This window comes from Nocardia testacea NBRC 100365 (assembly GCF_000308775.1).
Lineage (GTDB): Bacteria > Actinomycetota > Actinomycetes > Mycobacteriales > Mycobacteriaceae > Nocardia > Nocardia testacea.
Map to the genome: position 1 here is coordinate 1 of NZ_BAGJ01000080.1, position 10,526 is coordinate 10,526.

Below are 10,526 nucleotides of genomic sequence, written 5' to 3' on the forward strand. Positions count from 1 at the left end.
TTCCGGGAGTACGTCGAAGGGCGCCAGTAGTCGCTGGAGAGGGTCGGTCTCGGCGGCGAGGTGGGTGTCGATGCGTGCCCGCCAGCGGCGGTCGCGGTCTTCGAGATAGGTGACGAGCAGGCCGTCCTTGGATCCGAAGCGGTCGTCCGGCACTCGATCGCGGGCACGCCGCAGACCGTGCGGCGCCGGATCGAGCAGCTCGCCGACCGGACGGGCGCCGTGGAACTGCTGGCGACCACCTCCACCTACGACCGTGCCGCGCTGGCCGCCTCCGACGCCGCACTGGCGCGGATCATCACCGGTTGAGCGGTCGAACCCCGCCGGGAACCGCTCAGGCGCCGGTGAGGCGCCGGATCTCCGCGACCACCACTTCGGGTTCGGTGATGGGGACATAGTGGCCGGACCCCGGGGCGAGCACATGGCGGCCGGCGGCCGATACCGCGGCCCGGTGGGCGTGGGCGGCATTGGCCGCGGCGCGGATCCGGGTGGTCATCCCGGCACCGGCACGGCCGCCGGAGATCACCGTGACCGGGACAGCGCCGAGCTCGGGCGGATCGTCGCGCCAGGTGGCGAGGTCGTCGAGGAAGGTGCGGGCCTGGACCGCCTGGGTGCCGACGATGCCCGGGGTGAACGCCTCTTGTTCCATATCGCGGCGGACATCGGCGGGGACCGCGTTCAGCATCGAGCGATACATCAGCCCGAGCAACCCGAGCCGCGCGAGGACTCCGTTCACCGCCAGGGAGATGCGCTCCGCCCGGCGGAAGGCCGCACCGAACAACAGGTCGGCCGCCTCATCGGTGGGATCGACCAGCACGAGTCCGCTGATCCGTGCCGGGCGCCTCGACGTGGCGAGCCGGGCGATGACGCCACCGGCGCTGTGCCCGACCAGGACGAATGGACCCGGTCCGAAATGGTCGAGAACATCCACCAGGTCGTCGGCCATCCGATCCAGGGCGCGGCCGGCGGGATCGGCCGGGCTGCGGCCCAGCCCGGCCCGGTCATAGACCACGGACCGGGCGAACCGGCCGGTCGCGGGCTGCACCAGACCCCACGACGAACGGGTCGCCGCGGCGCCCGCCTCGAAAACGACGGTAGGCGCTGTCGTCCCCGGTGGTCCGGGCAGAACCATGGCATGCAACCGCCGGCCGTCCCGCGTGGTGACCCACTCCGGCAGCCCTTGGGTGTGCCGGCCGGGATCGGAAACGGAGCCCGTTTCGAGCAATCGAGGCACCTCATCGATTCGGCACTGCGGGCCGACGACCCGAAGCGGCGGAGAGCGGAGTCGGAGCGCCGGTGGGGCGCGGAGGCGACGCTATCATTCGCCGGCCGCGGACCGGATTGCTTTCCCCGGTCACCGCGCGGGTGACCGGTTGCGGCGCAAGCGCTTCGCGCACCCGCTCCCGCCGCGCGGAAGTGCCCGGCCGTACTCGCGGGCCGATCAGCGGGTGAAGTCCGGGCGCTATCCCACGCGGGACGCGAGGAACTCGCGGAAGGCACGCAAGGTCTCGGTCGGCGCCTCGAGCTGCGGATAGTGCCCCACATCGGGAAGTTCCACCACATCGGGCTCGGCGACCAGCTGGCGATATCGGCGCACCATACGCTCGCCCGAGACCGGGTCGCGCAGGCCGTCGATCAGCCGGACCGGCACTTGCGGGCGGATCAGCGCGCCGACCCAGCGCTGCCGGTGTGCGCGCCGCTCGGCCATATAGCCCATGAGTTTGTGGCCGTTGCGCTTTCCGTGCTTACTGCACCACAGCATCCAGAACTGGTGCATCTGCTCCTCGTCCGGCCGCGACTCCGCGGCGAACACCGAGCCCAGGCTGTGGGCGAAGGTCTTCTCGTTCCCGAACCGGCCGACCAGCGGACCCAGCGGGCTCGCGAGCAGGTTCTGGATGGGCCGGGGCCGATGGGCCTCGGGGAACAGGCCGCCGTTGAGCAGACAGACCGATTCGATCACCAGGGACCGGTCGCCGGCGGCCCGGCGCTCGGCATCCCGGGCCAGCATTTCCTGGGCCACCGTATCGCCGTAGTCGTGGGCCAGGATGTGGAAGCCCTGCACGCCCTGTTCCCGGAGCAGTTGTTCGGCGAGGTCGGCCTGGTCACCGATCGTGTAGTCGTAGTGTTGCGGTTTGGCCGACCAGCCGAAGCCGATCAGATCCGGAGCGAGGACCCGCTCGAACTGCTCGCACAGCTCCGGCCACAGGGCGTGCCAGTCCCAGGACGCGGTGGGAAAACCGTGTAGGCACAATAGGGTCCCGGACGATCCGGTACCACCGGCGCGCCAGAAGATCTGGTGTCCGCGATGGGTGAAACGCGCTCCGCTCGACCGCCAGCTCGCAAACTCGTCCATGCTCCCAGCATGCCCCGCCGCGGGGCGCCGGTCGAGTATGTCGCGGGCGCGTCGGCGCGACGTCGCGGCGTCGGAGAATCCACTGGAGGCGGAGGTAGGCTCGACGTCCGGAGGAGCCGCGGGTTCCTCCGGAGAGCCGATCCGACCACTCGACGAGGAGGCACGCCGTGCGTATCGGGATTCTGCTCGGTGAACGGTCCGGAGCCGACGCGTTGCGCCTGCTCGCCGACGATCTGCGCGAGGTCGCCGAGGAGGGGTTCGCCTCGGCCTGGCTCTCGCATATCTTCGGCGTCGACGCGCTCACCGCGCTCGCGGTGGCGGGCAGCCGGGTACCCGGTATCGAGCTCGGTACCGCGGTGGTGCCGACGTATCCGCGCCACCCCGGCGCACTGGCCCAGCAGGCCCGGACCACGGCGCTCGCGGTGGGCCCGGACCGGCTCACCCTCGGTATCGGCCTGTCGCACCGGGTGGTCATCGAGAATATGTACGGCTACGGGTTCGAGCGACCGGCTCGTCATATGCGCGAATATCTCGCGGTGCTGGGCCCGCTGCTGCAACGGCAGCCGGTCTCCTACAACGGTGAAACGCTGAGCGGGAATCTGGAACTCGGGATTCCGGACGAGGGCCGGATTCCCGTGCTGCTCGCCGCTCTCGGTACCCAGATGCTGCGGCTGGCGGGCCGGCGCGCCGACGGCACCGTGCTGTGGATGACCGGTCCGGCCACCATTCGCGACCATATCGCCCCGACGATCGGCGCCGCCGCCACCGAGGCGGGCCGGCCACCCGCGCGCATCGTGTGCTCGCTTCCCGTGCTGGTGACCGATGATGTCGACAGTGCCCGAGAGCGGGCGGCCGGCACCTTCGCCGTCTACGACACCCTGCCCTCGTATCGGGCGATGATGGACCGCGAAGGGGCGGCCGGGCCCGCGGATCTGGCGATCATCGGCTCCGAGGAGCAGGTGGCGGCCCGCGTCCGTGACGTCTTCGACGCGGGAGCCACCGAATTCGTGGCGTCGGTTTTCGCCGGCGGGGCGGAAGGGCGCCGCACCCGCGCGCTGCTGGCGGAGTTGACGGGCTGAGCGCCGCGGCGCGCTCCGCCGGATCGGCGGTGGCGCGTCAGGCCGACCGGGTGATCATGACCGGGCATGCGGAGTGCTGGATGAGCGACTGACTGGTCGACCCGAGCAGCAACCCGCGGAACCCGCCGCGCCCCCGGCTGCCGACCACGACGAGCTGCGCGCGTTCTGACCATTCGCGCAGATGCTGTGCCGGGGTGGACGGGTACACCTCGCGCTGCACGGTGACCTCGGGATAGCGCTGCTGCCAGCCCGCCAGCCGTTCGGCCAGTACCGCCTGTTCGGCGGTCTGCAGATCCTCGGCCGGGATCTCGATCAAACCGGTGCTCGCGAATTCGGTGAAGGTCAGATCGCTCCAGGTGTGGACGGCGACAAGGTCGGTTTCGCGTTCGGCGGCTTCGGCGAAGGCGGCGGCGACCGCGGTGTCGCTGACCGGGCTGCCGTCGACCCCGACGACCACCGGACCGCTGGTGATCTCCTCCCCGTTCTCGCGGATCGCGACGATCGTGCCGCGGCCGTGCGCGGCGACCGCCAGGATGGTCGACCCCAGATGCGAGACCGCGCCACCGCGGCGCGACCCGAGAACCACCATATGCGCCGTTTCGGACAGTCCGATCAGCATCTTCGCGGGGCTCTGCTCGGAGAGCAGGGTGTCGGCCTCCACTCCCGGCGCGGCCTCCCTCGCCACCTGGGCGCCGGTCGCCAGGACCTGCTCGCCGTGGGTCTTCAGCGTCTGCACCGCCTCGTCGACCATGGGCTGATAGGCGACCAGCCAGGTCTTGGCCGGCGTGGAGTTCATTCCATAGGCGAGGATCAGGCGGCGGCCGCGCCGGGCCGCCACCGTCGCTCCCCAGCGGATTGCCGAATGCGCGGCGGCAGTACCGTCGACACCCACTACGACGGCAGCGGATACGAGCCGGTGCGGATCGTCTTCGTGTGCGGTCATAGGCCGAGTATGCCCGCGGCGGACAACCGCGGCGATATCTGCCGGGCGTGTCCGCGAAGTCGGTTGTCGCCCATTGTGGGCTTCGCTGTCACAATATGCGCTACCTGGGTTTTCGTTCGCGGCGCGCCGCGGCCGAGGCTTGTCGAACGCGGCCGGATGTGCAGATCATGATCGCGTGCTGATATCGGATGGGGTGATCGGGCTACGGCCGATCGAGGTGGCCGACGCCGCCGCGCATCTGGCTGCCCAGGACCGGGAATCGGTGCGTCGAACCCCGGGACCCGGAACCCCGAATGTCGTGGCCGATTTCGAACGTTGCGCCGACCAGTGGGCGCAGGACGGCCCGTGCAAGACCTTCGGTGTGGTGGACCTGGCGAGCCATACGCTGGCCGGCACCCTGGACCTCGCCGTGGAACAGGAATTCCTCGCGAAACGTCAGGCCGATATCGCGTACGGCATCTACGCGCCGTGGCGGGGCCGGGGTGTCGCCGGCCGCAGTGTCGTGCTGGCCTGCCGCTATCTGGCCCGGCACGATCTGGCCGACGAGGCGGTACTGCGGATAGACCCGGACAACCAGGCGGCGACCGCGCTGGCCCACCGGCTCGGATTCCACTATCACCACACCGGTGCGGGCCCGGAGGGCCGGCTGGACTGGTTCATTCAGGCAGTGTGATCCGTTCACGCGCCCTTACGGGTTCGCTTCTGAGCCGTTTTCCGGGTCTTCGGCTCCGCGGTTTTCCGGGGTTGCGATTTCCGCGGCTGCGACTTCCGCGCTTTCGTGGATTCCTTGGCCCCGCCCGCTCCGCTGGCCTCCAGGCTGCGCTGCAGCGCGGCCACCAGATCCACCACCTCGGCATCGGACTCCGCGGCGGCCGCCTCGGGGCGTTCGGGCGCCTTCCCGTCGCCGCGGGCGACGGCCTCGTCCAGCAGCCGCTGCAACTCGACCTGATATTCGTCGGTGTACTGGTCGGGGTCGAAATCATCGGACATGGATTCGACCAGCGTCTCGGCCATCTTGATCTCCTGGGGCCGCGGCGTGCCGGCTTCCTCCAGCGATTCGAAGGAGACCGCGCGCACCTCGTCGGGCCACAGCAGGGTCTGCAGCACCAACATGCCCTCACGTACCCGCATGGCCGCGAGCCTGGTCTTCTGACGCAGCGTGAAGTGCACGAGCGCGGTCCGGTCGATGCGCTCGAGAGTGGCGGCGAGCAGCACGTAGGCCTTGGGCGTGTTCGAATCCGGTTCCAGATAGTAGGTCTTGTCGTACAGGATGGGGTCGATCTGATCCGACGGTACGAATTGCAGAACCGGGATCTCGTGTTTCTCGGCCACCGGAAGTTTGGCGAAATCGTCGTCGGTGAGGACGACTTTCTCCCCTTCCGGTGATTCGTATTGTTTATCGATATCGGCGAATGCGACGGATTTCCCGCATATCGTACACACGCGGTCGTATTTGATCCGGCCGCCGTCCGCGGCGTGGACCTGATGGAATTTGATGTCGTGGTCCTCTGTGGCGGTGTAGACCTTCACGGGGACGTTCACCAGCCCGAACGCGATCGAGCCTTTCCAGATTGACCGCATCACTCCATGATGACCGAACCGGACCCCCGGGGCGAGAGCGGGCGCAGCCCGAGTGTCGCCGCCGCCAGCCGGACCCGCACGGAGCCCGGCAGCCCGAAAAACAGCCCGGACATGGCGGTGAGCATGCCGACCGGGTCGTCACGCCGGGAGAGATAGGCGCGTTGCAGTTCGATATCGAGGTCGAAGAATGCGTCGAAGAAACGCGGGATCTCGGTCGGTGGCAGGGCCAGCAACGCCCGGAGCCCGGCCTGCCGGAGCCGATGGACCGTGCGCGCCGCGCCGGTCCAGCCCGAGCCGCCGGCCGCGACCGACTCGGCCGCCGACAGCGTGGCCGCGACGCTGTAGCCGGTGGCGGGGTGGAGGTATCCGCCCGCCGCGCCGAACCGGCCGGCTCCGGGCCTGCCGCCGGTAACCGGGAAGCGCACCCGCTCGACCGGTTCGTCGCCGGCCGTGGGGATGCGCCGGGCCCGCAGCCTGCGGTGCAGGCGGCGCGCGAGTTCCTCCTGGGTGAGGGCGGGGTCGCCCACCAGGCAGGTCTCCTCGTATAGCACGGTTTCGGCGCCCAGCGGGACCGCGTAGAGGAACGAGGCAGGATCGCCCGGGGCGGCGCCGTTGTCGGGTCGCCAGTCCATGAACAGTGCGGGTTCGGAGGTGGCGTCGCGAGTCAGTTTCAGGCCGTAGGCGGTCTGCTCGGCGCGGCCCGGCCGGCGCCGCAATCCGCGTGCGTCGACGACCCGGTCGGCGCGCAGGATCCGGCCGCTGTCGAGCGTGACCGTGCGCCGGTCGAGCGCCACCACCCGTCCCGGGACCACCGTGGCACCGGTGAGGTCGAGCGACTGCTGCAGCAGGGCGGTGTCGAGGACGGAGTACGCGCGCGCGATGCTGTGATCGCGCAGGCCGTGCGCACGCGGTCGCGCGACAGTGGCGGCGACGACCGAGTCGTCGAGCCAGGCGGGGAGTTCATCGGACCAGGCGGCATAGGTCGCCCGCCAGACCCGCCGGGGATTGGGGTCCACGACGAGCACGGTCATTCCGCGGGCCAGACAGCGGTGGGCGAGCGCGCGCCCGGCCGGCCCGAGCCCGCAGACGGCGATATCGGCGCTCACCGTCGGATCGAAACACGGCCGCCGCGCACCGCGCGCGCCGGGGTGGCGGTGATCATCGCCGCTCGCCGGCCCGGCCCGGAACAGCGGCCCCGGTGACCCGTGTTACGACTGGGTGAACCGACGACCCGGAAGGAACCTGGATGACGAACGTGGAGGCGGCGCGGGCCGCACCGGATACGAGCGGCGGGCGGCGTGCCTGGTTCGGTCTGGCCGTACTCCTGCTGCCGGTGCTGCTGGTGTCCATGGATATGTCGGTGTTGTTCCTGGCGCTGCCCACCCTCACCGCCGACCTCGACCCGACCGCCGCGCAACAATTGTGGATCCTCGATATCTACGGGTTCCTCATCGCCGGTCTGCTGATCACCATGGGCAACCTGGGTGACCGGTTCGGCCGCCGTACCATCCTGCTCGCGGGTGCGACCGTATTCGGTACCGCCTCGGCGATCGCGGCGTTCGCGCCCAGTGCCGGGGTGCTGATCGCGGCCCGTGCCCTGATGGGGATCGGTGGGGCCACCCTGCTCCCGTCGAGTCTGGCGCTCATCTCCGACCTCTTCCCGGACCCGCGGCGGCGTTCGACCGCCATCGGGATCTGGACGGCGTTCTTCGCGGGTGGCTCGGCCGTGGGGCCGATCATCGGCGGTATCCTGCTGCACCACTTCTCGTGGGGTTCGGTGTTCCTGATCAATGTGCCGGTCCTGCTGGTGCTGCTCGCCTTCGCCCCGCTGCTGCTGCCCGAGCACCGGACCGCCGCGCTGGGACGGCTCGACCTGCCCAGCGTGGCACTGTCCATCGGCGGCATCCTGCCGGCGGTGTACGCGGTGAAGCACGTCGCCGAGCACGGTCCCGATGTCCAGGCCCTCGCCAGTGCGTTCCTCGGCGCGGCGGTGCTGACCCTGTTCATCCGCCGGCAGCGGCGGCTGGCCGACCCGCTGGTCGATCTGTCGCTGTTCACCCGGGCCCGGTTCTCGGTCGCCATCGGGTCGAGTACCGCCGCCATGATGTCGCTGGCCGGGCTCAGCTATCTGAGCAGTATCTGGTTGCAGTCGGTGACCGGACGAGACCCCTTGCAGGCGGCCGTCCTCGGCATCCCGATGGCGATCACCGTGTTCATCTTCTCGGCGAGCGGTTCGCCGGTGGGCCGGCTGCTCGGTGTGCGGCGAGCGTTCGTCACGGCGTTGGTGACGGCCGCACTCGGCAATCTGCTGGTGCTCGGTATCGGCGCCGACGGCGGCGCGGGCTGGTACGTGGCGGGGTCGGCGATCGCCGGTATCGGCTACGGAATCGTGTTCACGCTGGTCTCGGAGGTGGCGGTGGCCTCGGTCCCGTCGGAACGGGCCGGTTCGGCGGTCGGCATCTCCGAAACCAGTTTCGAACTCGGCAATGCCCTGGGGCTGGCCCTGCTGGGCTCGCTCGCGGCGCTCGTCTTCCGCTCCGGCGGTGAGTTCGCGCCGACCCTGGGCGAGACGATCCAGCGCTACGCGGCCGATTCGGGCCTGCTGGCCGCGGCGCGGGAGTCCTTCGTCAGCGGTGCGCACGCGTCCATCGCGGTCGGCGCCGGGGTGCTGTTGCTGATGGGTGTGATCGCCTTCGTGGTGGGCAGAGGTGAACGCCCGGCCGGTACGCCGACCGACGACCGGTGACGGTGGCCGGCGGCGAGTGGGCCGCCGGCCACCCTCGATCACAGCGCCGGCGGGGTGCCGTACGGGGCGGCGGCGAAACCGTCCGCCGCGCCGATCGCGCCGCCGATGGCCGCGCCGGCGGCGGCTGCCGGCGCGGCGATCACCGCGTAACCGATGGCCGCGCCCAGGACCGGCCCGATGAGGAGCCCGATCGGCAGGAACGGGATCCCGGAGATGAAGCCGGCGACGGCGCCGACCATGGCCGAGGTGCCGGCGAGGGGTGAAGCGAGCGTATTGGCGACCGAGGCGCCGATGGCCGCCGAGCCCAGGGTCTGCGCGGCGATCTTGTCCGAGCGGCTGCGTTCGACGCCGACCGAATCCAGGAAGGTCGCCAGCTGTGCCTCGGTCTGCGCGGCGCCGGTGTTGATATCGCGCACATCGAACGGCGCGTCCATCTCGACATTCCCGATGCGCAGTTTGCCCGGTGGCGCCTCGATCGGCGCGACCGGCGCGACCGGTGCGGGCGCGTGCAGCTCACCCTGCGGTGCGAGGTAGGCGTGGTTGGGCACCGGCCGCGTCGCCGGGGCCGGCATGGCCGGGTCCGCGATCACGGCCGGCCGCAGGACCGGGGGGACCGCCGGTGCGGCATGGGTGAACGGGGCCGTGGCGGCGGTGATCGTATCGGTGGCCGACTGGACCGCGACCCGCGCCGCCTCCTGCACGGTGCCGGTGGCCGCACCGAACGGATCCGCGGCGATCGGGGCCCGGATCGGCGCCGGTAGCGCGGCGGGGATCGGGGATGACGCGGGTGGAGCGGGGAGTACCTCGGCATTGGCGGTGCCGGCGCCGATCAGTGTCGCGATGAGCGGGATAGCACCCGCCGCGACGACCGAGCCGGCAGCACGCCGGGACGGACCGGTTGCCCTGTGCTTACCCATGGTCGCCTTTCTCCGGGAATTTGTCGGTTTGCCAGACATTCGTTCCGGAGCGCGGCATGGATGGGTCCGACACGTTCAGCCTCCTTGCGATAACAGGTAGACCCGGGTTTCCGGGTGGTGGTGTAGTGGTTGTCCCGTGGTTCGCCAGGGGTCGTCGACACAGCGGTCCGCAGGCTCACACCTGCCGGCCGCCGCCGTCGTTCGGCGCCGAACCGGTTCGTCTTCCCGCTCTGCGATGCCCGGCGCCGGCGCGGGCCGTTCCACCGACCGGTTCCGCTCGGGTGCTCGCCGGGGTGAGGCTCCGGAGAACCGTTGCCGCCCGATCCGAGCCCTCCGTGGATACCTCGTTACAGCGGCGGCAGCGGACCGAACGGTTGGGTGGTGAAACCGTCGGTCGCCCCGTACGCGGCGCCCAGCGCCGCTCCGGCGATCACGGCCGGCACCGTGACCACTCCGTAGGCGATGGTCGCGCCGAGGACGGGGCCGACGACGAGTCCGGTGGGGAGGAAGGGGAGGCCGACGACGAAACCCGCGGCGGCGCCGAGCATCGCGAACGGGATGGCCACCGGTGCCGCGGCCGCGGCGCCGATCCCGGCGCCGATCAGGCCCGAACTCATGGCCTGGGCCGCGACCCGGTCGGCCCGGCCGCGCTCGATGCCGGACGAGTCGAGGAAGGCCGTCAGCTGCTCCTGGGCCCGGTCGGCACCGGCATTGAGATCCCGCGTATCGAACGGCAGGCTCATCTCGAGGTCGCCGACCCGCAGTGTGCCCGGCGGTGCTTCCTCGACCGGTCCGGCCTCCTCGGCGGCCGGTGCCGCTCCGGATGCCGGGTATCCGTCCTCGGATGCGGGCGGGATTCCGGGAGCCGCCGCCGGCATCGGCGCCGGGGGCAGCGGTGCTCCGGGGACCG

11 protein-coding genes are annotated in these 10,526 nt (G+C 70.9%); 4 read left to right on the top strand and 7 right to left on the bottom strand.

The genetic code is table 11. From position 1 onward, the window contains the following. The first annotated feature begins 177 nt into the window (after nt 1–177). Nucleotides 178–306: a hypothetical protein gene (locus ON38_RS37900; protein ID WP_281004607.1), complete on the top strand. Its 129-nt coding sequence runs from the start codon at nt 178–180 to the stop codon at nt 304–306. A gap of 25 nt (nt 307–331) precedes the next feature. Here ON38_RS37900 and ON38_RS10125 read toward each other — a convergent pair whose 3' ends face one another. Further along, nucleotides 332–1,222 carry an alpha/beta fold hydrolase gene (locus ON38_RS10125; RefSeq protein ID WP_051164565.1) on the bottom strand — a complete coding sequence of 297 codons (891 nt, stop codon included), beginning with the start codon at nt 1,220–1,222 and terminating at the stop codon, nt 332–334. 237 nt (nt 1,223–1,459) lie between these two features. Further along, complete coding sequence (locus tag ON38_RS10130) at nt 1,460–2,350, bottom strand: alpha/beta fold hydrolase (protein WP_039824277.1); 891 nt, start codon at nt 2,348–2,350, stop codon at nt 1,460–1,462. 167 nt (nt 2,351–2,517) lie between these two features. Between ON38_RS10130 and ON38_RS10135 the strand changes: the two genes are divergently transcribed. Continuing rightward, nucleotides 2,518–3,429, top strand: a complete 912-nt coding sequence (locus tag ON38_RS10135) for an LLM class F420-dependent oxidoreductase (protein ID WP_039824278.1) — start codon at nt 2,518–2,520, stop codon at nt 3,427–3,429. A 37-nt stretch (nt 3,430–3,466) separates the two neighbouring features. Here the strand turns inward: ON38_RS10135 and ON38_RS10140 are convergent, their stop codons facing one another. After that, nucleotides 3,467–4,372 (bottom strand): universal stress protein, encoded by a 906-nt coding sequence (locus ON38_RS10140; RefSeq protein ID WP_039824279.1) that lies wholly within the window; start codon nt 4,370–4,372, stop codon nt 3,467–3,469. 175 nt (nt 4,373–4,547) lie between these two features. Here ON38_RS10140 and ON38_RS10145 point away from each other — a divergent pair, with 175 nt between their 5' ends. Continuing rightward, a complete protein-coding gene (locus ON38_RS10145) occupies nt 4,548–5,045 on the top strand; it encodes a GNAT family N-acetyltransferase (RefSeq protein WP_039824281.1) in 498 nt (165 codons plus the stop codon). Between the two features lie 5 nt (nt 5,046–5,050). Here ON38_RS10145 and ku read toward each other — a convergent pair whose 3' ends face one another. Both ku and ON38_RS10155 read right to left on the bottom strand, forming a co-directional pair. Further along, nucleotides 5,051–5,953 carry a non-homologous end joining protein Ku gene (gene ku, locus ON38_RS10150; protein ID WP_039824282.1) on the bottom strand — a complete coding sequence of 301 codons (903 nt, stop codon included), beginning with the start codon at nt 5,951–5,953 and terminating at the stop codon, nt 5,051–5,053. Beyond that, on the bottom strand, nt 5,953–7,059 hold the full coding sequence (locus ON38_RS10155) for a lycopene cyclase family protein (protein ID WP_051164566.1): 1,107 nt from the start codon (nt 7,057–7,059) through the stop codon (nt 5,953–5,955). The genes ku and ON38_RS10155 overlap by 1 nt, the downstream gene beginning before the upstream one ends. A gap of 140 nt (nt 7,060–7,199) precedes the next feature. Between ON38_RS10155 and ON38_RS10160 the strand changes: the two genes are divergently transcribed. Then, nucleotides 7,200–8,699: an MFS transporter gene (locus tag ON38_RS10160; RefSeq protein WP_039824283.1), complete on the top strand. Its 1,500-nt coding sequence runs from the start codon at nt 7,200–7,202 to the stop codon at nt 8,697–8,699. A gap of 38 nt (nt 8,700–8,737) precedes the next feature. Here the strand turns inward: ON38_RS10160 and ON38_RS34045 are convergent, their stop codons facing one another. Together ON38_RS34045 and ON38_RS10170 are read right to left on the bottom strand one after the other, a co-directional pair. Beyond that, nucleotides 8,738–9,616 carry a DUF4564 domain-containing protein gene (locus ON38_RS34045; RefSeq protein ID WP_051164567.1) on the bottom strand — a complete coding sequence of 293 codons (879 nt, stop codon included), beginning with the start codon at nt 9,614–9,616 and terminating at the stop codon, nt 8,738–8,740. A 347-nt stretch (nt 9,617–9,963) separates the two neighbouring features. Beyond that, on the bottom strand, nt 9,964–10,526 hold a 563-nt coding region (locus tag ON38_RS10170; protein ID WP_157181718.1), incomplete at its 5' end, for a hypothetical protein.

What these genes read in the sequence shown, in the direction of transcription:
- ON38_RS10130 (WP_039824277.1), bottom strand. Translation starts at nt 2,350, where the DNA reads ATGGACGAGTTTGCGAGCTGGCGGTCGAGCGGAGCGCGTTTCACCCAT.
- ON38_RS10140 (WP_039824279.1), bottom strand. Translation starts at nt 4,372, where the DNA reads ATGACCGCACACGAAGACGATCCGCACCGGCTCGTATCCGCTGCCGTC.
- ON38_RS10160 (WP_039824283.1), top strand. Translation starts at nt 7,200, where the DNA reads ATGACGAACGTGGAGGCGGCGCGGGCCGCACCGGATACGAGCGGCGGG.
- ON38_RS34045 (WP_051164567.1), bottom strand. Translation starts at nt 9,616, where the DNA reads ATGGGTAAGCACAGGGCAACCGGTCCGTCCCGGCGTGCTGCCGGCTCG.
- ku (WP_039824282.1), bottom strand. Translation starts at nt 5,953, where the DNA reads ATGCGGTCAATCTGGAAAGGCTCGATCGCGTTCGGGCTGGTGAACGTC.